Here is a 24,500-nt window from a genome sequence, read left to right as displayed (position 1 = left end):
GGGGGCTCAGAGCCGCTTGAACACCAGCGTGCCGTTGGTGCCGCCGAAGCCGAAGCCGTTGGACACGGCCACGTCGATGCGGGCCTGGCGCGCGGTGTGCGGCACGTAGTCGAGGTCGCAGCCCTCGCCCGGCTCGTCGAGGTTGATGGTGGGCGGGATGACGCCGGTGTGCAGCGCCAGCACCGAGAAGATCGCCTCGACGCCGCCGGCCGCGCCCAGCAGGTGGCCGGTCATCGACTTGGTGGAGCTGACCATGGTCTTGTAGGCGTGCTCGCCCAGCGCGGCCTTGATGGCCATCGTCTCGCCCAGGTCGCCCAGCGGCGTGGAGGTGCCGTGCGCGTTGAGGTAGCCCACCTGCTCGGCGTTCACGCCGGCGTCCTTGAGCGCCACGCGCATGCAGCGCGCCGCGCCCTCGCCGTTTTCGCTCGGCGCGGTCATGTGGAAGGCGTCGGAGCTGGCGCCGAAGCCGGCCAGCTCGCAGTAGATGCGCGCGCCGCGGGCCCTGGCGTGCTCGTACTCCTCGAGGATGAGGATGCCGGCGCCGTCGCCGAGCACGAAGCCGTCGCGGTCCTTGTCCCAGGGACGCGAGGCACGCGTGGGATCGTCGTTGCGGGTGGACATGGCCTTCATCGAGCAGAAGCCACCCACCGAGGTCGGGGTGCAGCCGTGCTCGGCGCCGCCGGCCACCATGATGTCGGCGTCGCCGTACTGGATCATGCGCATCGCGGTGCCGATCGAGTGGTTGGCGGTGGCGCAGGCCGACACGGCCGAAAAGTTCGGACCCTTGATGCCCTTCATGATCGTCAGCTGGCCCGGCAGCATGTTGATGATGGTGCTGGGCACGTAGAAGGGCGACACCTTGCGCGGGCCGCCTTCGTGCAGGGTGATGGCGGTGTCCTCGATGCCGCGCACGCCGCCGATGCCCGAGCCGATCAGCACGCCGATGCGCTCGGCGTTGGCCTCGGTCACTTCCAGGCCGGCGTCCTCCATCGCCTGCAGGCTGGCCCACAGCCCGTAGTGGATGAAGGTGTCCATCTTCTTGACGTCCTTGGGCGGCAGGAAGGACTTGGCGTCGAAGTCGCGCACTTCGCCGGCGATGCGGGTGGCATAGGCCGAGGCATCGAAGTGGGTGATCTGGCCGATGCCGCTGCGGCCGGCCTGGATGCTGTCCCAGGCGGCGGAAAGGGTGTTGCCGATGGGCGAGGCGATGCCCATGCCGGTGACGACGACGCGACGATGACTCATGGCGAAACTCCGCTATGGATTCAGGGTGCGCGGCGTGGCCACGCATGCGCCGGCGCACGCGCCAAGGCCCGGGCCGGGTGCCGCAAACGCGCAGGGCCGCGCAAGCGCGGCCCCGGCGTCGAAACCGTCAGGCGATCAGGCCTTGACGTGGGCCTTGATGTAATCGATGGCCTGCTGGACGGAGGTGATCTTCTCGGCCTCTTCGTCCGGGATCTCGCACTCGAACTCTTCCTCGAGGGCCATGACCAGCTCGACGGTGTCCAGGGAGTCGGCGCCGAGGTCGTCCACGAACGAGGCGTTCACGGTGACTTCTTCTTCCTTCACGCCCAACTGCTCGATGACGATTTTCTTGACGCGTTCTTCGATGCTGCTCATGGATCTGTCTCCTCCCGGAGGGATGTTTGCGGGCGCATTGTAATCAAATGCCGGCCGTGGCGGGCGCCGGTCGCGCCGCGGCCTGGGTTCGGGAGGCGGATTCTAGCGCAAAACCAGCCCCCACAAGGACTTAGGGCATGTACATGCCGCCGTTGACGTGCAGGGTCTCGCCGGTGATGTAGGCCGCCGAGGGGCCGGCGAGGAAAGCCACGGCCCGGGCGATGTCGGCCGGCTCGCCGAGGCGGCCGAGCGCGATCTGGCCCTCGAGGGCCTGGCGCGAGGCCTCGGGCAGGTCCTTGGTCATGTCGGTCTGGATGAAACCCGGGGCCACCACATTGACGGTGACGCCGCGGCTGCCGATCTCCTTGGCCAGCGACTTGCTGAAGGCGATGATGCCGGCCTTGGCCGCGGCGTAGTTGGCCTGGCCGGCGTTGCCGGTGACGCCGATGACCGAGGCGATGTTGATGATGCGGCCCTTGCGCGCCTTCATCATGCCGCGCATGACGGCCTTGGAGGTGCGGAAGACCGAGCTGAGGTTGGTGTCGAGGATGGCCTGCCAGTCCTCGTCCTTCATGCGCATGAGCAGGTTGTCGCGGGTGATGCCGGCGTTGTTGACCAGGATCGACACCGGGCCGAAGGTCTTGGCGACCTCGTCGAACACGGCCTCGACCTCGTCGCTGCTGGCGACGTCGAGCTTGCGCCCCGCCCCGCCCTTCGCGGCCAGGCGCTCGCCGATGGCGGCCGCGCCACCCTCGGTGGTCGCGGTGCCGATCACCGTGGCGCCCAGCGCCGCCAGCTCGTCGGCAATCGCCGCGCCAATGCCCCGGCTCGCACCAGTCACCACCGCGATCTCACCCTTCAGCACATCACTCATCTGTCGTACTCCGAATGCTTTTCTCTTTAACGCGGATCAAATCGGATGGAAGCGGATAGGAGCGAGTGGACCAACTTAAAAATGCTCTATCCGCGTTGATCCGTACAAATCCGCCTTTATCCGCGTTGAAAATCAACTATTCCAATCGGCCAGGACGGCGTCGAAGTCGGCGGGGGTGCCGAGGGCGCGGGCGTCGAGGGACTTGTCGATGCGCTTGGCCAGGCCGGTGAGCACCTTGCCCGGGCCGCATTCGGCGATGCGGGTGGCGCCGCGCGCGGCCAGGGCCTGCACGCAGTCGGTCCAGCGCACCGGCAGGTAGAGCTGGCGCACCAGCGCGTCGCGGATCGACTGCACGCCCTCGTGCACCTCGCCATCGACGTTCTGGACGACAGGGATCGAAGGCTCGTTCCAGGCCATGCCGGCCATCACTTCCGACAGGCGGTTGGCGGCCTCGCGCATCAGCGGCGTGTGCGAAGGCACCGACACCGCCAGCTTGACCGCCTTGCGCACGCCGCGGGCGGCGAGCTCGGCCAGCGCCCGGTCGACCGCGGCCGCGTCGCCGCCGATCACCACCTGGCCGGGGGAATTGAAATTCGCCGGCACCACCACGCCCTCGCCCGCCACGGCTTCGCAGACTTCGGCAATGAGCGCGTCCTCGGCGCCCAGCACCGCCGCCATCGCGCCGGTGCCGGCGGGCACGGAGGCCTGCATCAGGCGGCCGCGCTCGCGCACCAGCTTCGCGCCGTCGGCCAGGCTGATCGAACCGGCGGCCACCAGCGCGGCGTACTCGCCCAGGCTGTGGCCGGCCAGCAGCGCCGGACGGGCGCCACCGCGCGCCAGCCAGGCGCGCCAGGTGGCCACGCCCGCGGCCAGCAGCGCCGGCTGGGTGAACTCGGTCTGGTTGAGCTGCTCTTCCGGGCCCTGCTGGCCCAGCGCCCACAGGTCGACGCCGGCGCCCTGCGAGGCCTCGTCGAAGGCGGCGCGCACCTCGGGATGCACGGCGGCGAGCTCGGCGAGCATGCCCAGCGACTGGGAGCCCTGGCCGGGGAAGACGAATGCGATCGGGTTGCTCATCGTGGTTCCGGTTTGCGTAACCGGCGAATCATAAGCGAGGCGGGCCTGGTTCCGTCTGTACCGGCGCGTAGGGTCAGCGGCAGGCGGCGGCGAGGCTCCCCAGGGCTTCGGCCACGTCGCGGGCGCGCTCGCCGAAGGGGCGCGCGAGCGGCACCAGCCAGCGCAGGGCGTGCGCCGTGCGCGCCACCTCCTCGCGCACCACCGCCGACACCGACTGCAGGTGCGTGCGCAGCAGCGCCGCGTGCGCACCGGGCTGGTCGGCCAGGAAGCGTGCGGTGGAGTGCGCGTAGAACAGCAGGTCGCGCGCCTGCGCCGCGGCCAGCGACATCGTCGTGGCGGGGTCTTCCTCGAGGTCGATGAAGCCGATGGCGCCCGCCTGCACCGTGAGGTTGCGCGCGAAGGCCTGGCTCAGGTAGCCGCCGAGCGCGTGCACGTCGCCGATGGCCTGCAGCCCGCGCAGCACCAGCGCCTGCCTGCCGGCCGGGTCGCGCTCGGCGCGACAGGCCATGGCCAGGGTCGGGCCGAGGTCGCCCAGCACCAGCTCGCGCTCGCCCACCTGCAGCAGCGGCGGCACGCGGGCACCGAGCGCCGCGAGGCGGTTGATCATGGACTGTTCGGTGCGACAGGCGCGTTCGGCGGTGAGCGGCACGGGCGCGAGCAGCGCGTTCGCGCCCAGGCGCCGGGCGAGCCAGCGCAGCGCCGCGATCCGGCGGCGATGGCCGCCTTCCTCGTAGGTCTTGCGCCAGGCAGGCTGGCCCTGCCAGGTCGTGCGTTCGACCCACGTACGCGCCATGGCTCAGTAGCGGATGAGCGCCGAGCCCCAGGTGAAGCCGCCGCCGAAGGCTTCGAGCAGCAGCAGCTGGCCGCGCTGCACCTTGCCCGAGCGCACGGCTTCGTCCAGCGCCAGCGGCACCGAACCGGCCGAGGTGTTGCCATGCTTGTCGACGGTGACGATGACGCGGTCCATCGACATCTCGAGGCGCTTGGCGGTGGCTTCGATGATGCGCAGGTTGGCCTGGTGCGGGATGAGCCAGTCGAGGTCGGACTTGTCCAGGCCATTGGCGGCCAGGGTTTCGTCGACGACGGAGTCGAGCGCCTTGACCGCGTGCTTGAAGACCTCGTTGCCGGTCATCAGCACGCGCACGCCGGCGTTCTTCTCTTCCGGCTTGAAGCCGACCGAGACGCCCACCGGGTTGTAGAGCAGTTCCTTCTTGCCGCCGTCGGCATGCAGGTGCGTCGAGAGGATGCCGGCCTCGGCATCGGCCTTGAGCACCACCGCGCCGGCGCCGTCGCCGAACAGCACGCAGGTATTGCGGTCGGACCAGTCGAGCATGCGGGTCAGCGTCTCGGCGCCGATCACCAGCACGGTGCGGGCGTTGCCGGCGCGGATGAAGCTGTCGCCCACGCTCAGCGCGTACAGGAAGCCCGAGCAGGCGGCGTTGACGTCGAAGGCCGCGCAGCCATTGGCGCCCAGGCGGTGCTGCACCAGGCAGGCGGTGGACGGGAAGATGAGGTCGGGCGTGGTGGTGCCCAGGACGATCATGTCGAGCTCGGAGGGTTCGACGCCGGCGGCCGCGAGCGCGGCGCGGGCGGCGCGCTCGGCGAGGTCGGCGGTGGTTTCGCCCTCGGAGGCGACGTGGCGCTGGCGGATGCCGGTGCGGCTGGCGATCCACTCGTCGCTGGTCTCGACGAACTGCTCGAGGTCCTTGTTGGTCAGCACCTTGGCCGGCAGGGCGCTGCCCGTACCGGCGATACGCGAAAACACGGCCATGGCTACTCCCTCATCCGACCGTCAGAAACACACGCGGCGGGACGAGCCCGCCGCGCTTGGCTTGCGATGTCCGCCCCCGCGAGGGCGGAGCGCGGCCTCAATCTTCCTCGACGACCGAAGCCGACTTGGTGTCCACGACCTTGCGGCCGCGGTAGTAGCCGTCCTTGGTGACGTGGTGGCGCAGGTGGGTCTCGCCCGTGGTCGGGTCGGTGGCCAGCTGCTTGGCGGTGAGGGCGTCGTGCGAGCGGCGCTGGCCGCGGCGGGACGGGGTGACACGGGACTTCTGGACGGCCATGGCTTGTCTCCAACTACTTCTTCTGGTCCTTCAACGCGGCGAGCGCGGCGAAAGGGTTCGGTTTCTCTTCTTCCTCTTCGATGTCCGCCGGCCAGCTGGCCAGGACGTCCGTCGCGTCGGGGTCGATCGGTACCACCGGTACGGCAAGGATCAGTTCGTCCTCCACCAGGCCGGCCGGGTCGAGCTCGCCGCTGGCGTCGAGCAGGAGGGGTTCCATGCCCTCCGGCAGCGCCGCTTCCTGCGCCTCGTCGGTGATCAGGCCCAGGCGCTGGCTGACGCGCACCGGGTAGACGAACCGTTCGAGCGAGCGCTGGCAAACCAGCGGCAGGCTGGCTTCGACCCGGACCTCGACGTAACGCAAACCCATTGCGTCCACGCCGAATTCCAGCCCGAAGCGGCATTCACCTTCGGCGTCCGCGAGGGCCGGCAGCAGGCGGGACATCCCCGACAGCGGCAGGCGGCCTTCGAACAGCCGTTTGGCCGCAACCATGCGCCAGGCATCGAGCACGGGAGGCAAGGGTGCGGACATAAGCGCGAAATTGTAGGCCCGCGCAGAGGCCGTGTCAAACCTAAGCACTTGCAGCGACAAGGGTTTGCCGGCCCCGCCGGCGCTGGTGCAGACTGCCCGGCGAGCCACGGAGCCCCGATGCCCAGCCTGATCACCACCCTCGGCCTTGCCGGCCTCGCCCTGGCGTCCCTCCTCGCCTGGTGGGTCCTGCGCGGGCGGAGGCGCGACCGCAGCCTGCGCCAGCTGCTCGACCTGGCCGACGAGATGGAGGGCCTGCTCGACCGCAGCCAGGCCCGGATGCAGGCCCTGCAGGCCGTGGTCGGCCGGGTGCCCCAGGACATCGCCGCCGTCGCCCAGGCCTCGCTCGACAGCGCCCTGCCGGTGCGCGAGGCCAAGCGCGACCTGCTCCAGCACCGGCTCTGGATCAAGCACCACGGCCAGACCGCCCGCCAGTCCGAGCTCGACGCCGCCTGCGCCGCCCTGGGCCGGGCCCGCGACCGCCTGGCCGGCGGCCTGGCCGAGCTCGACAACGCCGGCGAGGCCCTGGCCGAGGCCACCGAAGCCAGCGAGCAGGCCGCGCGGCGCGAGCCGGCCACCCTGCGCCGTCCCGCCGGCCAGCCATGAGCCGGCTGGTCCTGGCCTCCACCTCGCGCTACCGGCGCGAGCTGCTCGAACGCCTGGCCCTGCCCTTCGCCGTCGACCGTCCCGAGGTGGACGAAACCCCGCGCCCGGGCGAGGCCCCGGCCCGGCTGGCCGTGCGCCTGGCCGAAGCCAAGGCCCGGGCCGTGGCCGCCCACCACCCCGGCGCCTGGGTGATCGGCTCGGACCAGGTGGCCGAGCGCGGCGGCGACCCTGTCGGCAAGCCGGGGGACCGCGCTGGCGCCATCGCCCAGCTGACGGCCGCCTCGGGTGGCGAGCAGCGCTTCCACACGGCGTTCTGCGTGTTGCGCCAGGGCGAGCCGCGCATGCTCGAAGGGCTCGACCTGACGGTGGTGCGCTTCCGGATCCTTTCGGGCGAGGAAATCGCGCGCTACGTGGACGCCGAGCAGCCCTTCGACTGCGCCGGCAGCTTCAAGTGCGAGGGCCTGGGCATCACCCTGTTCGAGGCCATCGAAACCCGCGACCCGACGGCGCTGGTGGGCCTGCCGCTGATTGCGCTGTCGGCGGCGCTGCGCGCAGCCGGCTTCACCCTGCCCTAGCGCAGCCGCAGCGGCACCGCCGGCCAGTCCTCGATGCTGCCGTCGCTGGCATGCAGCCGAAGGCCGAGCCAGGCGCGGCCGGGCTCGCGTCCGTCGAGCGGAACCCTGGCAGTGAAGCCAAACGCATCGCCATCGCTGGCCGGCAATCCCCAGTAGGTGGCGACATCGGGTCGCGGCAGGCCGTGGCTGGCCTGCGCCACGACCTCGCCGTCGAGCAGCACCTCGACGCGCGCCAGGCCGGCGCCGGATTTCAGCGCCCAGCCCTCGATGCGCAGTTCGCCGGCAGCGGTGTCGCCGGGGCGCGGCGAGTCGATCCAGGCCAGGGCGGGCAGCACGCAGGCCGCGTGCGCAGGCACCTGCCCGCCCGCGTCCGCCTCTGCGCGGGCGTCGGCGCGCGCAGCCGGCGACGTCAAACCGAACCGCAGGAAACGCTTGCGCCCCTGGTCGACGTTGAGCACACGCGGCGGCGGCAGCACGCCGGCCAGCGTGCACAGTGCGCGATAGCCTTCGAGCCGGGCCTTGAGCGGCCGCGCCGTGTCTTCGACGACCAGCAGCACCGGCGCGCCGCCTTGCAGCGACTCCCCGCGTTCGAGCAGGCCCCACTGCGCCAGCTGCACGGCGCGGCCGTGTTTGGCGTTGAGCGGGTGATCGAGCACGCGCACCTCGCGGCCCAGGGCCAGCGAGAGCTGCGCGCCGAGCATGAAGTTGTCGGCCACCACGATGGTTCCCGTCGGCAGCGCGCGCAAATCGTCCTGCACGACGGCGGCGACCTCGTCCCAGCCGGAAAAGTTGTCCGCATACGCACCGCCTGCCGCCAGCCACGCGCGGCCCGCCGGCGCCGCCAGCAGTGCGAGATAGGCCAGCAGCGCGGCCAGGCCCAGCCCCGCCACGCTCCACGTCAATCGCCTCGCCCAGCGCGGCCAGCGCGCCAGCACCGTCGGCGCCGCCACGCACAGCGCCAGCCAGCCCGCCAGCGGCCAGTGGAAGCTCACGCGTTCGGTGTCGGCGAAAAACCCCAGCAGGAAGTAGCCCGCCGTGGCCACCGCGCCGAACCCCAGCAGCAGCGGCCAGGCCGTCTCCCCGCCGCGCCGACGGCGCCAGGCCTCGGCGAGCGTCGCCACCAGCAGCACGAACAGCAGCGGCGTCAGCACGAGCGCCTGCACCAGTGGCCACCATGCCCCCGCCACCTGCGGTTGCCACGGATGGCGCTGCACGAGGTGGAAATCGAGGCCGGCACCGGCGTGCGCGAAGTTCCAGGACAGCAGCGGCCACCAGGCCGCGGCACCGGCCAGCAGCGCCAGCCACAGCCCCGGCTCGCGGAACAGCGCGCGGCCTTCCCGCACCAGCAGCAGCCCCGCGACGCCCGCCAGCAGCACGCCGGCGAAGCGGTAGTGCGCCAGCGCGCCCAGCGCGAGCGCGAACCCGAGTTGTGCGAACGCCGCCCAGCCCGCCCGGCGAAGCAGCGAATGCGCCGCGTCCAGCGCCAGCAGCGCCGCCAGCAGCATCGGCACGTCCGGCAGCGCCAGCACGCCCATCGCGCCACCCAACGGCAGCAGCAGCGCCAGCAGGCCCGCTTGCCAGCCAGTGTCCTCGCCGAAGCTGCGCCGCGCCATGCGCAGCACCAGCCACGGCAGCAGCGAACCGAGCAGCACGAAGGGCAGGCGCACGGCGAAAATCGTCGGCCCGGCCACCGCCGTGCCCAGCCAGGCCAGCCACGCCGTCAGGCCCGGCAGGTCGGAATAGGCCCAGGCCGGATGGCGCGCTTCCTGCGCGTAGAAGGCCTCGTCGCCGAACGGTTGCAGCGTGGCCGCCAGCGCCAGCTTGGCCAGCAGCACCAGGCTCCACGCCAGCAGGAACTTCACGCGCGTCGAACCGGGCCGCATGCCAGCATCCACACAGGTATCCTTCAGACACTCCAAGCCAGGACCCCCGCATGCAAGCGAAGGCAGGCAACGCCGACATCCTAACCGAGCGCACGCGCCAGGCCCTGGCCGACGCCGAGGCGCAGGTGAACCAGCTGGTGCTGGGCAAGCCGCGCGAGGTGCGGCTGGCCTTCACCACCCTGCTCGCCGGCGGCCACCTGCTGATCGAGGACCTGCCGGGCCTGGGGAAGACCACGCTGGCGCGGGCGATGGCGGCGAGCCTGGGCCTGGATTTCCAGCGCATGCAGTTCACCTCCGACCTGCTGCCCTCGGACATCATCGGCGTGTCGATCTACGACCAGGCCGCGCGCGAATTCCGCTTCCACGCCGGCCCCTTGTTCACCCAGCTGCTGCTGGCCGACGAAATCAACCGCGCGCCGCCGCGCACCCAGAGCGCCCTGCTCGAGGCCATGGCCGAGCACCAGGTCAGCGTCGACGGCACCACGCACGCGCTGCCGCAGCCGTTCTTCGTGATCGCCACGCAGAACCCGGTGGACCTGGCCGGCACCTTCCCGCTGCCCGACTCGCAGATGGACCGCTTCCTGCTGCGCCTGCACCTGGGCTACCCCGGCGCCGACGCCGAGCGCGAGATGCTGGCCGGCGCCGACCGCCGCGACCTGATCGCGCATTCGATGCCGCGCCTGTCGGGCGAGGACGTGATCGCCCTGCGCGCTGCCGTCGGCCGCGTGCACGCCAGCGAGGCGCTGGTGACCTATGTGCAGGCGCTGCTGCAGGAAAGCCGCCGCCACCCCGGCGTGCAGGTGGGCCTGTCGCCGCGCGCCGGCCTGGGCCTGCTGCGCGGCGCGCGCGCGCTGGCGCTGCTGGCCGGTCGCGACCACGCCCTGCCGGAGGACGTGCAGGCGCTGTTCGCCCCCGTCGCCGCGCATCGCCTGGTGCCCGAGTCCGAGGCCGAGCATCGCGATGGCCTGGCCGAGGGCATCCTGCGCGCGGTGGCCGTGGACTGACGACGGTGGCGCACGCCCCGGACCTTGCCGAACGCCTGGGCGAGCGCCTCTCGCGCCTGCCGCTGGTCAAACCGCGGGCGATCGAGGCGCTGCCCATCCACATCGACCGCCGGCGCATCTACGTGCTTCCCACGGGCTTCGGCCTGTTCCTGGGGCTGATGCTGGGCGCGATGGTGCTCGGCGGGCTGAACTACAACAACAACCCGGCGCTGATGCTGGCCTTCGTCACCGCCGCGGTGGCGCACAACAGCCTGGTGCAGGCACACCTGGCGCTGTCGGGCCTGCGCCTGGTGGCCCTGCACGCCGAGCCGGTGTTCGCCGGCCAGCCCATGCTCGTGCGCGCGGCCTTCGAGGCGACCGGCCTGCGCCGCCGGCCGGGCCTGGAGCTGTCGGCGGGCGGCGTGCAGGCCGCTTTCGACCTGATGCCGGGCGAGCGCGCCGAAGCGGTGCTCGCCCTGCCCACCACGCGCCGCGGCTGGCTCGATCCCGGCCGCCTTCGCATATCGACAATCCGCCCGCTGGGCCTGGCGCGTGCCTGGAGCTGGCTGCTGCCGCGCACGCGCCTGCTGGTGTACCCACTGCCCGAGGCCGGCGAGGTGGCGCTGCCCGCGCAGGGCGGCGACAGCGCCTCGCGGCGCACGCACCAGCACGGCGAGCAGCCGCACCACCTGCGCGAATACCGCCCGGGCGATGCCCGCAAGCAGATCGCCTGGAAGCCGTCGGCGCGTTTGGCGCGCCTGCTGGTGCGCGAGTACGAAGCCAGCGCGCCGCGTGAACTCGAGCTGGCCTGGGAGGCGCTGCACGGACTGGCCCACGAGGCGCGCATCCGCCGGATGGCGCGCTGGGTGGTCGATGCCGAGCGCCTGGGCCATCGCTACCGCATGCACCTGCCCTCGGCGGTCATCGGCCCCGGCCGCGGCCCCGAACACCGCCACGCCTGCCTGCGCGCCCTGGCGCTGATGCCCGATGCCTGAGCGCCTGCCAAGACCCCTGCGCAACTGGTGCATGGCCGCGGCCGCCGCCTGCCTGCTGCCGCTGCTGCTGCAGGTGCCGCCGGCGCTGGCACTGGCGCTGGGCCTGATTGCCGCCGTCGGCTATGGCTTCGACAAGCGCTGGCCCGGCGTGCTGCGCCTGGCGCTGCTACTGGGCGTGGCCGGCTACGTGGTGCTCACCTTCGGCTTCAATATCGGCCGCGACGTCGGCACGGCGCTGCTGGCGGCGCTGCTGGCGGTCAAGCCGGGCGAAACCCACGGCCGGCGCGATGCGCAGAGCCTGCTGGGCTTCTCGCTGTTCGCGCCCTTCGCCGCCTTCCTGCAGGACCAGGGCCCGCTGGTGATGGCGCTGTCGCTGCTGGCGCTGGGCCTGCTGCTCGTCGCGCTGTCGATGCTGGCCGAGTACCGCCCGGGCGCACCGGCGCCGCGCTTCGAAACATCGCGCGCACGCAGCACGGGCCTGGCCGTGCTGGTGGCGCTGCCGCTGGCGCTGGCCGGCTTCTGGCTCTTCCCGCGCCTGGCCACGCCGCTGTGGGGCATGCCCGAGAACGCGCTCGGCCGCGGCGGCCTGGACGAGCGCATGACGCCCGACCAGTGGATCGAAATGTTCGCCAGCGACGTGCCGGCCGCGCGCGTGCGCTTCCCGGGCACCACGCCCACGCGCCAGGAGCTGTACTGGCGCGCCCAGGTGCTCTGGGACTTCGACGGCCGCAGCTGGACCCGCGAAAGCGGCCTGGCGGGCGGCGAGCCCGCGCCCGCCGCCCCGCTGCCCACGCCGTCGAGCGTGATCGACTACGAGCTCTCGCTCGAACCCACCGACCAGCGCTACCTGCTGGTGCTCGACCGCCCCCTCGAAGCGCCCGAGGGCGCGCGCCTGCTGGCCGACGACAGCGTGGAGGCCAATGCGCCGGTCTCGCGCCTGCTCAAGTACACCGGCCGCTCCGTGCCCGGCCCGCGCGCCGACCTCGCGCTCGACCCGGCCACGCGCCAGCGCGCCACCGCCCTGCCCCTGGGCCTGAACCCGCAAACGGTGGCGCTGGGCCGGCAGTGGAGCGCCGAGAGCGGTGGCAGCGACGTGGCGGTGGTGCGCCGCGCCCTGGAATGGATCGGCGCCGAGTTCAGCTACAGCCTCACCGTGCCGCCCACCGGCCTGCACGGCGTGGACGAGTTCCTGTTCGACACCCGCGTGGGCTTCTGCCAGCACTACAGCTCGGCCTTCGCCACGCTGATGCGCGCGGCCGGCATCCCTTCGCGCGTGGTGATCGGCTACGCCGGCGGCTACCGCAACCCCTACGCCGACTACTGGGTGGTGCGGCGCATGGACGCGCACGCCTGGAACGAGGTGTGGCTCGAGGGCCGCGGCTGGACCCGCGTGGACCCGACCGCCGCCGTCGCGCCCGTGCGCATCCTCGACACCATCGAGGACCGCCAGCGCGCCGAAGCGCTGCTGCCCGAGGCCTTTACCCCGGTGCGCGACCTGGCCGACTGGGCGCGGCGCAGTTGGAACGAGCTGGTGCTGTCCTTCGACGCCGACCGCCAGGCCCGCCTGTTCCGCCCGCTGGGCATCGACCAGGCCAGCGCCGGCCAGCTCGGCCTGGCCTTCGCAATCGGCGCCGGCGCGGTGATGCTGCTGACGCTGTGGTACCTGATGCGCGGCCAGCCGGCCAGCCGCGACCCGCTGGTGGCGGCCTGGCTGGAGTTCGCCAAACGGCTGCGCCGGGCGGGCCTGGGCAAGGCGCCCTCGGAGCCACCGCTGGCCTACGGACGCCGGCTGTCGGAGGCCCTGCCCGGCCAGTCGGAAACCCTGGTTTCACTCAGCCGGCGTTATGCTGCCGATCGATACGCTCCGGACGGATTGGACGGGGAAGCGCGGCGGCAACTCATCGCCGATCTCAAGGCCTTCCGACCCGCCCGGAAACCCCGCTAACGGAGACCTGCCATGAAGCGTCCGTCGTCCCGCACCACGCTGTTCGTTCCCCTGCTTGCTTCGCTGGCCCTGGCCGGCTGCGTCAGCGCGCCCAAGCCGCTGCAGGGTGCCTTCGCGCCGGTCGCGCCGGGCGAGCTGGTGCGCTCGGGCGCCGTCGGCGACCAGGTGCGCTGGGGCGGCCGCGTGGTGAGGGTCGAGCCGCTGGCGGCGCAGAGCTGCTTCGAGATCGTCGCCGTGCGCCTGGGCAGGGATGGCCGTCCGGTCAACCGCGACCAGAGCGACGGCCGCTTCATCGCCTGCCGCGCCGGCTTCTACGACCCGGAAGTGTTCAAGCCGGGCCGCGAGGTCACCATCACCGGCCAGGTCACCGGCTTCGAGTCGCGTAAGGTCGGCGAGTACGACTACCGCTACCCGCAGGTCGACGCTCAGGTGATCTACCTGTGGCCCGAGCGCAAGGACGTGGACGTCATCGTCGAGCGCCACCCGTTCTTCTGGTAAGCCCCGGCCTCAGCCGGGCGGCCAGTGCATCGCCCGCCCGGCCAGCAGGTGCAGGTGGATGTGGTACACGCTCTGCCCGCCGTCGCCATTGGTGTTGAACACCACGCGGTAGCCCTTCTCGGCAAATCCTTCGCGCTTTGCATAAGCCGCGGCCGCCAGCACCAGGCGGCCGGCCAGCGCCTCGTCGCCCGGGGCCAGCTCATTGAGCGTGGCGACGGGCTTTTTCGGAATGAACAGCACGTGCACCGGCGCCTGCGGATTGATGTCGCGGAAGGCCAGCACCTGCTCGTCTTCGTAAACGATGTCGGCGGGGATCTCCCGGGCGATGATCTTGTCGAAAATCGTGGCCATGGCCGCTCCTCAGGAAGGGATTTCGCTGCGTGAACCGAAGGCGTGCGCGAGCGTGCCGCGGTCGACGTACTCGAGTTCGCCGCCCAGCGGCAGGCCGTGCGCCAGCCGGCTGGGAGTGACCCCCGCCTGCCGCGCCAGCTGCGCCAGGTAGTGCGCGGTGGCCTCGCCCTCGACGGTGGGGTTGGTGGCGATGATCAGCTCGCGCACCTCGCCCTGCGCAAGGCGCGCGGCGAGCTTGTCCAGGCCCAGTTCCTTCGGGCCGATGCCGTCGAGCGGCGAGAGCCGGCCCTGGAGCACGAAATACAGGCCGCGGTAGCCGGTGGCGGTTTCGATGGCCAGGCGGTCGGCCGGCGATTCGATGGCGCACAGCAGGCCGCGCTCGCGCGAGGCGCTGGCGCAGAGCGCGCACAGCGGCGTTTCGCTGAAGTCGCGGCACGACTCGCAGTGGCCCACCTTTTCCACCGCCTCGGCCAGCGCGGCGGCCAGGCGCAAGCCGCCCTCGCGGTCACGCTCGAGCAGGTGGTAGGCCATGCGCTGGGCCGACTTGCTGCCGACGCCCGGCAGGCAGCGCAGGGCCTCGATCAGCTGCGACAGCAGCGGCGAGGCGCTCACGCGCGGCTCAGAACAGGCCCGGGATCTTCATGCCCGGCGGGATCGGCATGCCGGCCGTGGCCGCGGACATGCGCTTCTGGCTTTCCTCGTTGGCCTTGTTCACCGCGTCGTTGAAGGCGGCGGTGACCAGGTCCTCGAGCATCTCGGCGTCCGAAAGCGCCGACGGATCGATGCGCACCGCGCGGCACTCCATCTTGCCGGTCAGGGTGACCTTGACCATGCCGCCGCCGGACTGGCCCTGCACCTCGAGGCTGCCCAGCTCTTCCTGGGCCTTCTTGAGGTTGTCCTGCATGCGCTGGGCCTGCTGCATGAGTTGGGCGATGTTGCCTCGCATGGTGTCTTCCTTCGTGTCAGTGGTCGTCCAGGGGACGGATGGAATCGGGGACGAGCGTGGCGCCCTGCTTCACCAGCTGGGCCACGACCGGGTCGGAGAGGAAATCGGCCTCGGCGCCGGCCTGGCGCTCGCCGCGCTGGCGCTGGGTGCGGTCGTGCAGGGTTTCGCCGGCGGCGGCGCGGGCCGCCTCGAAGCGCAGTTTGGGCTCGGCGCCCAGGTGCGGCGCGAGCGCGGCGGCCAGCTGTCGCAGCAGCGAGTCGCTGCGCAGGTGGTCGAAGCTGTCGGGCAGCGAGAGCGAAAGCACGCCGTCGGCGTAGGCACAGAAGGCGCAGTGCGCCGCCAGCTCGCGCACCGGGCCGCGCAGGCCGGCATCGGCGACCAGGTCGAGCCAGTCTTCGGCGCTGGCGAGGCGGGCGCCGCTGCGCGTGGGCGCCGCGGCCGGCGCCGGCGGCGCGGGTTCGTGGCGGGGCGGTTCGGGGCGCGGCGGATCCGCGAAGGAAGGCATTGGCGGCGCCGTGCGGCTGCCGCTGGCACGCGAAGGCGGGGCCTCGGTCGAGACGACCGGCCCCGGGCGCGCGCCGCCACCCTCGCCCGCCGGCCGGAAGGCCAGCATGCGCAGCAGGCTCATCTCGAAGCCCACGCGCGGGCTGGGCGCGATGCCCAGGTCGCGGCGGCCGGAGACGGCCATCTGGTACCAAAGCTGCACCAGCTCCGGCGGCTGCGACGCGGCCACCGCCGCCAGCGCGGGCGCCAGCGCCTCGCCGGAGGCGCCGGGCACCAGCTGCTCGAGCTGGATGCGGTGCAGGGCCACGGCCAGGTCCTCGAGCACGTGGCCGAAATCGGGCGAGAACGAGGCCATGGCCTCGACCCGCTGCATCAGCGCGGCGCCGTCGCCGGCCGCGAGCGCCTCGAGCAGGCCGTCGACCTGGCCGCGGTCGACCGTGCCCAGCATGGCCGTCACCGCCGCCTCGCCCAGCTGGCCACCGGTATAGGCGATGGCCTGGTCGAGCAGCGACAGGCCGTCGCGCAGGCTGCCGTCGGCGGCGCGGGCCAGCAGGTCGATCGCGCCGGGCTCGGCGGCGATGCCCTCGGCCGCGAGGATGCGGGTCATCTGGCCGCCGATCTGGCCCAGCTCGAGCCGGCGCAGGTTGAACTGCAGGCAGCGCGAGAGCACGGTCACCGGCAGCTTCTGCGGGTCGGTGGTGGCCAGCAGGAACTTCACGTGCGAGGGCGGCTCCTCGAGCGTCTTGAGCAGCGCGTTGAACGCGCTCTTGGACAGCATGTGCACTTCGTCGATCAGGTAGACCTTGGTGCGGCCGCGCGCCGGCATGTACTGGGCGTTGTCGATCAGCTCGCGCACGTCGTCGACGCCGGTGTTGGAGGCGGCGTCGATCTCGAGCAGGTCCACGTAGCGGCCGGCGTCGATGTCCTGGCAGGCGCCGCACTCGCCGCAGGGCTCGGCGCCGGCGCCCCGCTCGCAGTTGAGCGACTTGGCGAAGATGCGGGCGATGGTGGTCTTGCCCACGCCGCGGGTGCCGGTGAACAGGAAGGCGTGGTGCACCTTGCCGGTCTCGAGCGCGTTCGACAGCGCCCGCACGACGTGTTCCTGCCCGACCAGCTCGGCGAAACGCCGGGGGCGCCATTTGCGGGCAAGCACGAGGTAGGACATCCAGGCTCTCTTCGGCAGGTCGGGACCGACGCGCCCCATTGTGCCAACCCCCCTGCCCCCCGGCCAGCCCGGCGCACCGGCGCGCTTGTGGCGGTGGGCCCGGACGGGTATGATTCCGCCCTTGTTTCAGGCGCTTATCTCTGCGGAGAGATGTCCGAGTGGTTGAAGGAGCACGCCTGGAAAGTGTGTATACGGCTAAACCCCGTATCGAGGGTTCGAATCCCTCTCTCTCCGCCATCTTCCAGCGGCGCGCCCGGTAGGCGCGCCGTTCGCTTCAATGGTGGCCCCGTCGGCCTCCCGCGACGCTAGTCCGAAAACCCCGCCAGGGCCGGAAGGCAGCAACGGTATTGGATGATGCGGGTGCCGGGTGACAACCGGCGGGGCTACCGCCCCTTTCTCGGGCTTCGCCCGAGCGGTTCCCAAGGTTTGCTGCGCAAACCTCGGGCCCCAGTCCGCCCTCCCGATCCCCCGCGCCTGTCGGCGCGCCCCCCTTACCAAGGGGGGCTTCGCGGCTGGACGCTCAGGTCGGATGCAGCCATTCGCTTTGGCCGTCGGCGTAGCGTTCGTGCTTCCAGATGGGCACGCGTGACTTCACTTCGTCGATGATCCAGCGGCAGGCGTCGAAGGCCGGGCCGCGGTGCGCGGCGCTGGCGCCGACCCAGACGGCGAGGTCGCCGATGGCCAGCTCGCCCGTGCGGTGGATGGCGACGGCCTCGACGATGTCGAAGCGCTGCACGGCCTCGGCGAGGATGCGTTCGCCTTCCGCTTCGGCGAGCGCCGCGTAGGCCTCGTAGCGAAGGCCCAGCACGCCGCGGCCGCCGTGATGGTCGCGCACCCAGCCCTCGAAGGTGGCGAAGGCGCCGGCGCGCGGTGACAGCAGCCGCGCGCGCAGCGGGGCGAGGTCGAACGCAGCGTCGCTGAGCGCGAAGCGCTTCATCCGCCCGACACCGGCGGGATGAAGGCCACTTCCGCGCCCTCGCGCGGCGGCGTGTCCCAGGCCACGAACTCGCCGTCCATCGCCACGCGCAGCCGCTCGCGCGCCAGCGCGAAGCCGTGGCGGGTGCGCAGCGCCTCGTACAGTGCCGGCAGCGACGCCGGCAGCGGCAGCGTCTCGCTGGCCACGCCGGCGGCGTCGCGCAGGCTGGCGAAGTACAGCACCGTGATGCTCATGCCCGCGCCTTGCCCACGTCGCGCTTGCCGCCACGCTTGGCCAGCAGCTTCGCCGGGCCGATCACGATGGCGTGCGAGAGCGCCTTGCACATGTCGTACACCGTCAGCGCGGCCACGGTGGCGCCGGTCAGCGCCTCCATCTCCACGCCCGTGCGGTGGGTGGTGCGCACGCCGCATTCGATGCGCAGCACCGCCTCGCCGCTCCAGGCCACGTCGAAGCGGCAGCCATCGATGGGCAGCGGGTGGCAGAACGGCACCAACTCGTGCGTGCGCTTGACCGCCATCGTGCCGGCGATGATGGCGGTGTCCACGACCGCGCCCTTGCCGGTTTTCATGCCGCCCTTGCGCAGCGCCTGCGCCACCGCCGCCGGGAAGCGCACGCGGCACTCGGCCACGGCCTCGCGCGCGGTGGCCGGCTTGGCGGAGACGTCCACCATGGCCGGGCGGCCCTGGGCGTCGAGGTGGGTGAGCTTTTTCCTGGCCATGGGGTCAGCCGCCTATGTAGAACATCTCGATGCGCCGCGAGGGGCGCGCGGTTTCGGCGCGCTGCTCGCTGTGCCGGTCGCCGCGCTGGCGCCACAGCCCGGCCACGTGCGCGGCCAGGGCCTCGTCGCCTTGCGCGATGTGCTCGCGCAGCGGCGCGCCGCGGGCCGCGAACAGGCAGGTGAAGAGCTGGCCGTCGGCCGAGAGGCGGGCGCGGTGGCAGTCGCCGCAGAAGGGCTCGCTCACCGAGCTGACGAAACCGATCTCGCCGGCGCCGTCGGCGTAGGCATGCCGCGCCGCCACTTCGCCGCGGTAGCCCGGCTGCAGCGGCCGCAGCGGCCAGCGCGCGTGGATGGCCGCGTGCAGCTCGCGCGAGGGCACCACCTGGCCGGGGCGCCAGCCATTGCAGGTGCCCACGTCCATGTACTCAATGAAGCGCAGCACGTGCGGCGTGCCGCGGAAGTGCGCCGCCAGCGGCAGCACCTGCGATTCGTTGACGCCGCGCTGCACCACGCAGTTGATCTTCAGCGCGCCGAAGCCCGCGGCCTCGGCGGCGGCGATGCCGGCCAGCACGTCGTCCAGCTCGCCGCGGTTGCCCGAGAGCGTGTGGAACAGCGCCGGGTCGAGCGCATCCAGGCTCACCGTCAACCGGTGCAGGCCGGCGGCGCGCAGCGCCCGCGCCTGGCCGGCCAGCAGCGAGCCGTTGGTGGTGAGCGCGATGTCCTCGATGCCGGGCACCTTCGCCAGCCGCGCCACCAGCGTGGGCAGGTCGCGGCGCAGCAGCGGTTCGCCGCCGGTCAGGCGCAGCTTGCTCACGCCGAGGCGGGCGAAGCCGCGCACGGCGGTTTCGATTTCGTCGAAGTCCAGGCGCGAGGCGCGGTCGAGCACCTCGTTGGCGGGCGTCGCGCCTTCGGGCATGCAGTAGGGGCAGCGGAAGTTGCAGGTTTCCACCAGCGACACGCGCAGGTCGCGCAGCGGGCGACCCAGGCGGTCGAGCGGCGCCAGCGCCTCGGCGGCCAGCGCGTTCATTGCGGCGTGCCGCCCTGCCCCGGCGGCGGCAGCGGCTCGGCCAGGGCCAGGCGCTCGCCCGGCGCGGCCACGCGATGGCCACGCGCGCGCATGGCTTCGGCATCGGCCAGCGAGGCGTAGTGGTAGAGCACGCAGCGCGCCAGCAGGCCCGCCGGGTATTCGCGTTCGAGGTCGTCCAGGCCGCTGTGCGAGGGGTTGCCGTGCAGCGCGCAGTCGTGCGCGACGATTTCACCCGCACCGGCGAACTTGGCCAGCATCTCCGGGATCGGGCGCGTGTCGCCCGTCCACACCAGGCTGCCCGGCAGGCGCAGGCCGAAGGCGGTGTCGGGCAGGTGATGGCGCACGGGGAAGACGTCGAACCACTGGCCGCGGTGCCAGAAACCGCGGCTCACCGGCACCAGCTGGAAGGCGTCCCACCAGTTCGCGTCGCCCTCGGCCACCACGCCGGGGTAGTCGGCCAGCCGCGCCTGCAGGTGCGGCAGCACGCCCACCGGCACGTACAGGCGCACGCGCCCGCGCCGCGCCGGATCGAAATAGGTGGCGAAGAACAGGCGCTCGAGTCCGGCCACGTGGTCCATGTGCACGTGGGTGATGAACACCGCCTCGGGCACGGCGCCGTAGTGCGCGGCGTAGGCGGTGAGCGCCTCGTGGCCGCAGTCGATCATCAGGCGCGGCTCGCCCCCCTGCTCGAGCACGGCCGAGGCCGAGCCGAGCTCGACGGCCGAGGAGGAATTGCCGACGCCGAGGAAATGAAGGCTCCAGCTCATGGCTGCACCTGCGCGTGGTCGCCGGCGTGGCGGTAGGCGTCGTCGTAGGCCTGGCGCAGGCGCGCATAGCCGCCCTTCCAGGCGTCATCGGCGCCGCGACCGGCCAGCTTGGCCAGCGAGCGCGCCAGCCGCGCCAGGTTGGCTTCGCGCCAGGCGGCGGCGGGCGGACGGCGGCGGCCGCGGTCGAAATCGATCAGCCAGGCCCAGCCCTCGGCGTCGAGCAGCACGTTGTGGGCATTGAGGTCGGCGTGGTCGACGCCGGCATGGTGCAGGCGGGCGATGCTCAGGCCGGCCGCCTCCCAGGCGCGCGCGCCGGGCTCGCCCAGCCAGTCGTGCAGCGGGCGCGCGGCGGGGATGCGCTCGACCAGGATGGCGGCGCGGTAGCCCAGGCCCTGGCGGCGGTAGCCGGCCAGCAGCGGCGCCGGCACGCGCAGGCCGGCGGCGTGCAGTTCGGCCATCAGGCGGAATTCGCGCAGGCTGCGTACCCGATCCGGGCCCAGCCACAGGTAGCGCTCGGTGCTCAGGTGGCGGGCCATGCCGCCGCGGCGGTAGTGGCGCAGCACGGCCTGCCCGAACTCGCCGCTGACGAACCAGGCGGCGCCGCGGCCGCCCTCGGCCACCGGCTGCGCGGCCTCGCCCCAGTGCGCGCGCTCGAGCCAGTCGGGCGTGGCTTGCGGCAGCCGCGCGGGGTCGAACACAATCGCCCCTTCGCCCCCGGCGTCGCGGAAAGTCTTTTCAATCGCGGCGATGGCCGGCCTTGTTCCCATCCCGTCAGTCTAACCAATGCCCGTGAAGCCCGCGCCGCGTTCGCTCTGCCTGCTGCGCCTGTCGGCGCTGGGCGACGCCGTGCACGCGGTGGCGCTGGTGCGCGACCTGCAGCAGGCCTGGCCCGGCCTGCCCATCACCTGGGTGATCGGCAAGGGCGAGGCCAAGCTGCTCAAGGGCCTGGAAGGCGTGGAGTTCGTGGTCTTCGACAAGAAGGCCGGCTTCGCCGGCTGGCGCGCGCTGCGCCAGGCGCTGGCGGGGCGCCGCTTCGACGTGCTGCTCAACCTGCAGCTGGCGCTGCGCGCGGGCCTGGCCTCCACCGCCATCCGCGCCGACCGCCGCATCGGCTTCGACCGCGGCCGCAGCAAGGAAGGCCACGGGCTGTTCATCAACGAACGCATCCCGGCCGGCGGCCACCACGTGCAGGACGCGTTCCGGCAGTTCCTGCAGCCGCTGGGCGTCACGCCCGGACGGGTTGAGTGGCGTCTGCCGGTGCCGGCCGACGCCCACGCCTGGGCTGCGGAAAAACTGCCGGGCGAGCAACCCATCCTGCTCGTCTCGCCCTGCTCGAGCCACCCGCTGCGCAACTGGCGGCCCGAGCGCTACGCCGCCGTCGCCGACCACGCCGCCTCGCGCGGCTGGCGGGTGCTGCTGTGCGGCGGGCGCAGCGCGCTCGAGCGCGACACCGCCGACGCCATCCTGGCGGCGATGAAGGCGCCGGCGCTGGACCTGGTCGGCCAGGACACGCTCAAGCAATTGTTGGCCCTGCTCGGCCGCGCCAGCGCCGTGCTCACGCCCGATTCGGGCCCGGCGCACATGGCCAACGCGATGGGCACGCCGGTGCTGGGCCTGCACGCCTGCACCGACGCCGAGCGCTCGGGGCCGTATTCGGACCGGCGCTGGACGGTGAACCACTACGATGCGGCCGCGCGCCAGTTCCTGGGCAAGCCGGCCAGCGCCCTGCCCTGGGGCAAGCGCGTGGAGTTCCCGGGGGTGATGGACCTCGTGCAGGTGCGCGAGGTGATCGAGCGCTTCGAGGCCCTGCGCGCCGAGCGCGGGCTCTGACTCAGGGCGTGGTGCCGGCCCGGTAGTCCTGGTAGCTCTTTTCCTCGACGTAGGCCGAGCCCAGCGCGAGGTTGATGTCCTTCTTGATGCGCGCGCGCTCGTCGTTCTCGAAGTACACCGAACGGGCGAGGCGGATGAACTCCTCGTCGAAGGCCTGGGCCTTTTCCTTGAGGCGGATGTCGTCCTCGATGACCCACAGGCGTTCGTTGACGGCCTTGAGCTCGGCGCGCAGGCGCACGATGTCCTTGCCGGCGGCCGGGTGCCCCAGCCAGGTGCGCTCGAGGGCAGACAGCTCGGCGCGCACGTTGGCCAGCTTGGCGGCGTCGGTCATGCGCTCGGACTTGATCTGCAGGATGGCGATCTTGTCGAGCAGCTCGCCGAAGGACACGGGCACCTGGATCTCGGACATGGTTGGCTCTCCGTCGTAGTGGCCACAGTTTACGCCGCCGGGCGCGGGGCAAAGAAAAAGGGGCCCTTGCAGGCCCCTTCTTGCTTTGAATCTGGCGGAGAGGGAGGGATTCGAACCCTCGAGGCGCTATAAACGCCTGCCTGATTTCGAGTCAGGTACATTCAACCGCTCTGCCACCTCTCCGGAGCCCGGCACCGTGGCAGACGGTGCCGGGCCCGCCATTATAGGGGCGCCCGGGCCGGGCCGCCAGCCTCAGGGACCGGTCGAGGCACCGGCCCCCCTGGGCAGGAAGAAGAACTCGCCGCTCTCGTGGCCGGCGTAGCGGATCGGGGCGTACTCGGGCATCTGCGCCAGGGGCGAATCCATCGAGCCCAGGGCCAGGCTGGTGGCCACTTCCTGGAACAGGCGCTGGCCCTCGAGCAGGCGGTTGTTGTCGCGCAGCACGTTCAGGAAGGCCCGGGCGAAGTAGCTGTGCTGGCCGCTGCCGGCGTCGGGCACCGGCATCACCCCGCCCGAGGTCAGGGCGGTGCGGCTGCGGCCGTCGGCCATGGCCTTGACCCACTGCGCCCACTTTTCCGGCGGCATGGTGGCGGCGGTGAAGGTCGGCACCGAGGCGCGGGTCATGGTGCCCGAGTAGCACGAGTCGGCCACCACCAGCACGTGCCGGGCCTCGATGGTGTTGAGCACGTCGCTGATGGCGGCGTTGGAAATCCAGGACTTGGGATTACCGCTGGCGCCGTCGGTGGGCACCCAGTAGCCCTGCCCGTCCGCGCCGATCTCGCCGTGGCCGGCGTAGTAGATCAGCAGGTTGTCCTCGGGCTTGAGCTTCTCGCGCATGTCGTTGAGCGCGCTGAGCATCTCCAGGCGGTTGCCGTTGAGCACCACGGTGGTTTCGTAGCCGTAGCGCGAGCGCAGCAGCTCGGCCACGGCGTTGGCGTCGTTGGCGGCGCTCTTGAGCGTGGGGTAGCCGCCGTCGCGGTAGCTGTTGTTGCCGAAAACCACCGCGTGGTAGCGGCCCAGCTTGACGCCGCGCGGCAGGCCGCCGGCCGGCTGCGGCGCCGGTGCGGCCGAGGCGGTGGCACCGCCCGCGCCGGCCTGCGGCAGCAGGGTGAACTCGATCTGGGCGCGGGTGCCGCCGGTGTCCACGGCCGCCACCTGCACCTGGGCGCCGCCGGCGGGCACCTCGATCTCCGCGCTGAAGGCACCGTTGGCGCCCAGCGGCGCCGCCTGGCCGTTGACCGTGACTTCGCGCACCAGCTGCGGCGCATTCACCCGGCCGACGATCTTGCGCGTGCCGGGGCCACCGCGATACACCGCGGTATTGCGGCCGCGGGTGGCGACGAATACCGGGTCGAGGATCTCCAGCCGCGGCGAGCCGGCCAGCAGCGCGCCGCCGGCGCCGGCCTGGCGCTCGAGCGAGGCCAGCTGGGTCTGCTGGGCGTTGATCTGCTCCTGCTGCGCCAGCAGCTGGTTCTCCAGCAGCCGGGTGAGGTCGTCGTCCTGCTGCTGGCGCGCCTCGGCGAGGCGGCGCTGGGTGTCGGCCAGTTCGCCGCGCGCCTTCTGCAGTTCGGCGCGGCGCTGGCCCAGCTCGGCCTGCAGCTTGCGCACCTGCTCGCGCAGCGCGGCCGACTCGGCCTCGCCCTGCGCCACCTGCGTCTCGAGGCCGGTGATCTTCTCGTCGCGGGCGCGGATTTCCACCTGCACCACCGAGGCGTACATCAGCTCGTCCTCGATGCCCGAGGCCTCGCGGTAGAGGTTGAGCGCCGCGGCCTGGTCGCGCTCCACGCCCAGGCCCTGCTCGTACAGGTAGCCGAGGTTGATCTTAGCGCGGCCATAACCCTGGTCGGCGGCCTTGCGGAACCACTGGAAGGCCATGCCGTAGTCGGGCGCGGTGCCCAGGCCCTTGGCGTAGATCTCGCCGACGTTGTTCTGCGCCTCGGCGCTGCCCGACATCGCGCCCTCGAGCCACACCTTCAGCGCGGTCTGGTAGTTGGCGCGGTCGTAGGCCACGTACTCGCCGCCGCGGATCTCGCAGTCGGCCTGCGTGGTGCGCACCGGCCGGCGTGCGCTGAGGTAGGTGGCCTGGCGGCCGAGCTTGCGGATCTGCCCGGGCAGCAGGCAGTCGACGATCATCAGGTCTTCGGCGTTGCGCACCGCCGCCTGCGCCGGCGCGGCCGGCCAGCCGACGAGCATGGCGAGGA

General features: G+C 72.3%; 28 protein-coding genes, 2 tRNA genes and 1 other RNA gene. 9 read left to right on the top strand and 22 right to left on the bottom strand.

Annotated features, from left to right (window positions below; genetic code table 11):
• Positions 1-6: 6 nt before the first annotated feature.
• The 8 genes from fabF to ABS41_RS01525 form a co-directional block, all read right to left on the bottom strand.
• Positions 7-1,245: a beta-ketoacyl-ACP synthase II gene (gene fabF, locus ABS41_RS01560; RefSeq protein ID WP_290589494.1), complete on the bottom strand. Its 1,239-nt coding sequence runs from the start codon at positions 1,243-1,245 to the stop codon at positions 7-9.
• A 135-nt stretch (positions 1,246-1,380) separates the two neighbouring features.
• Positions 1,381-1,620: an acyl carrier protein gene (gene acpP, locus ABS41_RS01555; RefSeq protein WP_034210536.1), complete on the bottom strand. Its 240-nt coding sequence runs from the start codon at positions 1,618-1,620 to the stop codon at positions 1,381-1,383.
• A 130-nt stretch (positions 1,621-1,750) separates the two neighbouring features.
• Positions 1,751-2,494 (bottom strand): 3-oxoacyl-ACP reductase FabG, encoded by a 744-nt coding sequence (gene fabG, locus ABS41_RS01550; protein ID WP_290589483.1) that lies wholly within the window; start codon positions 2,492-2,494, stop codon positions 1,751-1,753.
• Positions 2,495-2,626: 132 nt separating this feature from the next.
• Complete coding sequence (gene fabD, locus ABS41_RS01545; protein ID WP_290589480.1) at positions 2,627-3,568, bottom strand: ACP S-malonyltransferase; 942 nt, start codon at positions 3,566-3,568, stop codon at positions 2,627-2,629.
• Positions 3,569-3,641: 73 nt separating this feature from the next.
• Complete coding sequence (locus tag ABS41_RS01540; protein ID WP_290589477.1) at positions 3,642-4,361, bottom strand: hypothetical protein; 720 nt, start codon at positions 4,359-4,361, stop codon at positions 3,642-3,644.
• A 3-nt stretch (positions 4,362-4,364) separates the two neighbouring features.
• On the bottom strand, positions 4,365-5,339 hold the full coding sequence (locus tag ABS41_RS01535; protein WP_290589473.1) for a beta-ketoacyl-ACP synthase III: 975 nt from the start codon (positions 5,337-5,339) through the stop codon (positions 4,365-4,367).
• A gap of 97 nt (positions 5,340-5,436) precedes the next feature.
• A complete protein-coding gene (gene rpmF / locus ABS41_RS01530) occupies positions 5,437-5,634 on the bottom strand; it encodes a 50S ribosomal protein L32 (protein WP_290589469.1) in 198 nt (65 codons plus the stop codon).
• 13 nt (positions 5,635-5,647) lie between these two features.
• Complete coding sequence (locus ABS41_RS01525; protein ID WP_290589466.1) at positions 5,648-6,163, bottom strand: YceD family protein; 516 nt, start codon at positions 6,161-6,163, stop codon at positions 5,648-5,650.
• A 117-nt stretch (positions 6,164-6,280) separates the two neighbouring features.
• On the opposite strand from ABS41_RS01525, the gene ABS41_RS01520 reads away from it, so the two are divergent.
• Positions 6,281-6,766 carry a hypothetical protein gene (locus tag ABS41_RS01520; protein WP_290589463.1) on the top strand — a complete coding sequence of 162 codons (486 nt, stop codon included), beginning with the start codon at positions 6,281-6,283 and terminating at the stop codon, positions 6,764-6,766.
• Positions 6,763-7,341, top strand: coding sequence for a Maf family nucleotide pyrophosphatase (locus ABS41_RS01515; protein ID WP_290589460.1), 579 nt, complete (start codon positions 6,763-6,765; stop codon positions 7,339-7,341). The genes ABS41_RS01520 and ABS41_RS01515 overlap by 4 nt, the downstream gene beginning before the upstream one ends.
• Here the strand turns inward: ABS41_RS01515 and ABS41_RS01510 are convergent.
• Positions 7,338-9,224 (bottom strand): glycosyltransferase family 39 protein, encoded by a 1,887-nt coding sequence (locus ABS41_RS01510; protein ID WP_290589457.1) that lies wholly within the window; start codon positions 9,222-9,224, stop codon positions 7,338-7,340. The two genes, ABS41_RS01515 and ABS41_RS01510, sit on opposite strands and share 4 nt — an antisense overlap.
• Positions 9,225-9,274: 50 nt before the next feature.
• Between ABS41_RS01510 and ABS41_RS01505 the strand changes: the two genes are divergently transcribed.
• Genes ABS41_RS01505 through ABS41_RS01490 form a run of 4 tightly spaced genes read left to right on the top strand, consistent with a single transcriptional unit; the run spans position 9,275 to position 13,645 of the window.
• A complete protein-coding gene (locus tag ABS41_RS01505) occupies positions 9,275-10,228 on the top strand; it encodes a MoxR family ATPase (protein WP_290589454.1) in 954 nt (317 codons plus the stop codon).
• A 35-nt stretch (positions 10,229-10,263) separates the two neighbouring features.
• Positions 10,264-11,202 (top strand): DUF58 domain-containing protein, encoded by a 939-nt coding sequence (locus ABS41_RS01500; protein WP_290589740.1) that lies wholly within the window; start codon positions 10,264-10,266, stop codon positions 11,200-11,202.
• The gene (locus tag ABS41_RS01495; protein ID WP_290589450.1) at positions 11,195-13,147 is read left to right on the top strand and encodes a DUF3488 and transglutaminase-like domain-containing protein; all 1,953 of its coding nucleotides are present in this window, start codon (positions 11,195-11,197) and stop codon (positions 13,145-13,147) included. The genes ABS41_RS01500 and ABS41_RS01495 overlap by 8 nt, the downstream gene beginning before the upstream one ends.
• 12 nt (positions 13,148-13,159) lie before the next feature.
• Positions 13,160-13,645: a Slp family lipoprotein gene (locus tag ABS41_RS01490; protein ID WP_290589447.1), complete on the top strand. Its 486-nt coding sequence runs from the start codon at positions 13,160-13,162 to the stop codon at positions 13,643-13,645.
• Between the two features lie 9 nt (positions 13,646-13,654).
• Here the strand turns inward: ABS41_RS01490 and ABS41_RS01485 are convergent, their stop codons facing one another.
• The 4 genes from ABS41_RS01485 to dnaX are packed head-to-tail and all read right to left on the bottom strand — an operon-like array spanning position 13,655 to position 16,611.
• The gene (locus ABS41_RS01485) at positions 13,655-13,996 is read right to left on the bottom strand and encodes a histidine triad nucleotide-binding protein (protein ID WP_290589443.1); all 342 of its coding nucleotides are present in this window, start codon (positions 13,994-13,996) and stop codon (positions 13,655-13,657) included.
• A gap of 9 nt (positions 13,997-14,005) precedes the next feature.
• Positions 14,006-14,608 (bottom strand): recombination mediator RecR, encoded by a 603-nt coding sequence (gene recR, locus ABS41_RS01480; protein WP_290589440.1) that lies wholly within the window; start codon positions 14,606-14,608, stop codon positions 14,006-14,008.
• Between the two features lie 7 nt (positions 14,609-14,615).
• Complete coding sequence (locus ABS41_RS01475; protein WP_290589438.1) at positions 14,616-14,942, bottom strand: YbaB/EbfC family nucleoid-associated protein; 327 nt, start codon at positions 14,940-14,942, stop codon at positions 14,616-14,618.
• Between the two features lie 16 nt (positions 14,943-14,958).
• Positions 14,959-16,611 carry a DNA polymerase III subunit gamma/tau gene (gene dnaX, locus ABS41_RS01470; RefSeq protein ID WP_290589435.1) on the bottom strand — a complete coding sequence of 551 codons (1,653 nt, stop codon included), beginning with the start codon at positions 16,609-16,611 and terminating at the stop codon, positions 14,959-14,961.
• A 144-nt stretch (positions 16,612-16,755) separates the two neighbouring features.
• On the opposite strand from dnaX, the gene ABS41_RS01465 reads away from it, so the two are divergent.
• Positions 16,756-16,848, top strand: a tRNA-Ser gene (locus tag ABS41_RS01465).
• A gap of 49 nt (positions 16,849-16,897) precedes the next feature.
• Positions 16,898-16,995, top strand: an RNA gene (ffs, locus tag ABS41_RS01460) — signal recognition particle sRNA small type.
• Between the two features lie 136 nt (positions 16,996-17,131).
• Here ffs and ABS41_RS01455 read toward each other — a convergent pair.
• Genes ABS41_RS01455 through ABS41_RS01430 form a run of 6 tightly spaced genes read right to left on the bottom strand, consistent with a single transcriptional unit; the run spans position 17,132 to position 20,827 of the window.
• Complete coding sequence (locus tag ABS41_RS01455; protein ID WP_290589432.1) at positions 17,132-17,548, bottom strand: molybdenum cofactor biosynthesis protein MoaE; 417 nt, start codon at positions 17,546-17,548, stop codon at positions 17,132-17,134.
• Complete coding sequence (moaD, locus tag ABS41_RS01450; RefSeq protein ID WP_290589429.1) at positions 17,545-17,781, bottom strand: molybdopterin converting factor subunit 1; 237 nt, start codon at positions 17,779-17,781, stop codon at positions 17,545-17,547. The genes ABS41_RS01455 and moaD overlap by 4 nt, the downstream gene beginning before the upstream one ends.
• A complete protein-coding gene (gene moaC / locus ABS41_RS01445) occupies positions 17,778-18,266 on the bottom strand; it encodes a cyclic pyranopterin monophosphate synthase MoaC (RefSeq protein ID WP_290589426.1) in 489 nt (162 codons plus the stop codon). The genes moaD and moaC overlap by 4 nt, the downstream gene beginning before the upstream one ends.
• 4 nt (positions 18,267-18,270) lie before the next feature.
• Positions 18,271-19,293 (bottom strand): GTP 3',8-cyclase MoaA, encoded by a 1,023-nt coding sequence (gene moaA, locus ABS41_RS01440; protein ID WP_290589423.1) that lies wholly within the window; start codon positions 19,291-19,293, stop codon positions 18,271-18,273.
• On the bottom strand, positions 19,290-20,060 hold the full coding sequence (locus tag ABS41_RS01435; protein ID WP_290589420.1) for an MBL fold metallo-hydrolase: 771 nt from the start codon (positions 20,058-20,060) through the stop codon (positions 19,290-19,292). Before ABS41_RS01435 ends, moaA begins: the two co-directional genes overlap by 4 nt.
• Positions 20,057-20,827 carry a 3-deoxy-D-manno-octulosonic acid kinase gene (locus tag ABS41_RS01430; RefSeq protein ID WP_290589417.1) on the bottom strand — a complete coding sequence of 257 codons (771 nt, stop codon included), beginning with the start codon at positions 20,825-20,827 and terminating at the stop codon, positions 20,057-20,059. Before ABS41_RS01430 ends, ABS41_RS01435 begins: the two co-directional genes overlap by 4 nt.
• Positions 20,828-20,843: 16 nt before the next feature.
• Here ABS41_RS01430 and ABS41_RS01425 point away from each other — a divergent pair, with 16 nt between their 5' ends.
• Positions 20,844-21,890, top strand: coding sequence for a glycosyltransferase family 9 protein (locus tag ABS41_RS01425; protein WP_290589414.1), 1,047 nt, complete (start codon positions 20,844-20,846; stop codon positions 21,888-21,890).
• Position 21,891: 1 nt separating this feature from the next.
• Here ABS41_RS01425 and ABS41_RS01420 read toward each other — a convergent pair whose 3' ends face one another.
• From ABS41_RS01420 to ABS41_RS01410, 3 genes are all read right to left on the bottom strand, one after another.
• Positions 21,892-22,299: a DUF6165 family protein gene (locus tag ABS41_RS01420; protein WP_290589410.1), complete on the bottom strand. Its 408-nt coding sequence runs from the start codon at positions 22,297-22,299 to the stop codon at positions 21,892-21,894.
• Positions 22,300-22,391: 92 nt separating this feature from the next.
• Positions 22,392-22,482: transfer RNA gene (locus ABS41_RS01415), tRNA-Ser, on the bottom strand.
• Between the two features lie 69 nt (positions 22,483-22,551).
• Entirely contained in the window at positions 22,552-24,492 is a 1,941-nt protein-coding gene (locus tag ABS41_RS01410; RefSeq protein ID WP_290589407.1) for a caspase family protein, read from the bottom strand.
• Positions 24,493-24,500: the final 8 nt, after the last annotated feature.

The organism is Arenimonas sp. SCN 70-307, assembly GCF_001724815.1.
Lineage (GTDB): Bacteria > Pseudomonadota > Gammaproteobacteria > Xanthomonadales > Xanthomonadaceae > Arenimonas.
The sequence above is the reverse complement of the archived record's forward strand: the minus strand, read 5'-3'. Positions and strand labels throughout refer to the sequence as shown.

Bases quoted from the DNA above. Each gene is read 5' to 3' on its own strand.
- moaA (WP_290589423.1), bottom strand. From the start codon at position 19,293: ATGAACGCGCTGGCCGCCGAGGCGCTGGCGCCGCTCGACCGCCTGGGT.
- dnaX (WP_290589435.1), bottom strand. From the start codon at position 16,611: ATGTCCTACCTCGTGCTTGCCCGCAAATGGCGCCCCCGGCGTTTCGCC.
- ABS41_RS01525 (WP_290589466.1), bottom strand. From the start codon at position 6,163: ATGTCCGCACCCTTGCCTCCCGTGCTCGATGCCTGGCGCATGGTTGCG.
- ABS41_RS01520 (WP_290589463.1), top strand. From the start codon at position 6,281: ATGCCCAGCCTGATCACCACCCTCGGCCTTGCCGGCCTCGCCCTGGCG.
- ABS41_RS01495 (WP_290589450.1), top strand. From the start codon at position 11,195: ATGCCTGAGCGCCTGCCAAGACCCCTGCGCAACTGGTGCATGGCCGCG.
- ABS41_RS01410 (WP_290589407.1), bottom strand. From the start codon at position 24,492: ATGCTCGTCGGCTGGCCGGCCGCGCCGGCGCAGGCGGCGGTGCGCAAC.
- moaD (WP_290589429.1), bottom strand. From the start codon at position 17,781: ATGAGCATCACGGTGCTGTACTTCGCCAGCCTGCGCGACGCCGCCGGC.
- ABS41_RS01420 (WP_290589410.1), bottom strand. From the start codon at position 22,299: ATGTCCGAGATCCAGGTGCCCGTGTCCTTCGGCGAGCTGCTCGACAAG.
- fabG (WP_290589483.1), bottom strand. From the start codon at position 2,494: ATGAGTGATGTGCTGAAGGGTGAGATCGCGGTGGTGACTGGTGCGAGC.
- ABS41_RS01540 (WP_290589477.1), bottom strand. From the start codon at position 4,361: ATGGCGCGTACGTGGGTCGAACGCACGACCTGGCAGGGCCAGCCTGCC.
- ABS41_RS01535 (WP_290589473.1), bottom strand. From the start codon at position 5,339: ATGGCCGTGTTTTCGCGTATCGCCGGTACGGGCAGCGCCCTGCCGGCC.
- fabF (WP_290589494.1), bottom strand. From the start codon at position 1,245: ATGAGTCATCGTCGCGTCGTCGTCACCGGCATGGGCATCGCCTCGCCC.
- ABS41_RS01455 (WP_290589432.1), bottom strand. From the start codon at position 17,548: ATGAAGCGCTTCGCGCTCAGCGACGCTGCGTTCGACCTCGCCCCGCTG.
- rpmF (WP_290589469.1), bottom strand. From the start codon at position 5,634: ATGGCCGTCCAGAAGTCCCGTGTCACCCCGTCCCGCCGCGGCCAGCGC.
- ABS41_RS01510 (WP_290589457.1), bottom strand. From the start codon at position 9,224: ATGCGGCCCGGTTCGACGCGCGTGAAGTTCCTGCTGGCGTGGAGCCTG.
- moaC (WP_290589426.1), bottom strand. From the start codon at position 18,266: ATGGCCAGGAAAAAGCTCACCCACCTCGACGCCCAGGGCCGCCCGGCC.
- ABS41_RS01475 (WP_290589438.1), bottom strand. From the start codon at position 14,942: ATGCGAGGCAACATCGCCCAACTCATGCAGCAGGCCCAGCGCATGCAG.
- ABS41_RS01490 (WP_290589447.1), top strand. From the start codon at position 13,160: ATGAAGCGTCCGTCGTCCCGCACCACGCTGTTCGTTCCCCTGCTTGCT.
- fabD (WP_290589480.1), bottom strand. From the start codon at position 3,568: ATGAGCAACCCGATCGCATTCGTCTTCCCCGGCCAGGGCTCCCAGTCG.
- ABS41_RS01485 (WP_290589443.1), bottom strand. From the start codon at position 13,996: ATGGCCACGATTTTCGACAAGATCATCGCCCGGGAGATCCCCGCCGAC.
- ABS41_RS01505 (WP_290589454.1), top strand. From the start codon at position 9,275: ATGCAAGCGAAGGCAGGCAACGCCGACATCCTAACCGAGCGCACGCGC.
- acpP (WP_034210536.1), bottom strand. From the start codon at position 1,620: ATGAGCAGCATCGAAGAACGCGTCAAGAAAATCGTCATCGAGCAGTTG.
- ABS41_RS01515 (WP_290589460.1), top strand. From the start codon at position 6,763: ATGAGCCGGCTGGTCCTGGCCTCCACCTCGCGCTACCGGCGCGAGCTG.
- ABS41_RS01435 (WP_290589420.1), bottom strand. From the start codon at position 20,060: ATGAGCTGGAGCCTTCATTTCCTCGGCGTCGGCAATTCCTCCTCGGCC.
- ABS41_RS01430 (WP_290589417.1), bottom strand. From the start codon at position 20,827: ATGGGAACAAGGCCGGCCATCGCCGCGATTGAAAAGACTTTCCGCGAC.
- ABS41_RS01425 (WP_290589414.1), top strand. From the start codon at position 20,844: ATGCCCGTGAAGCCCGCGCCGCGTTCGCTCTGCCTGCTGCGCCTGTCG.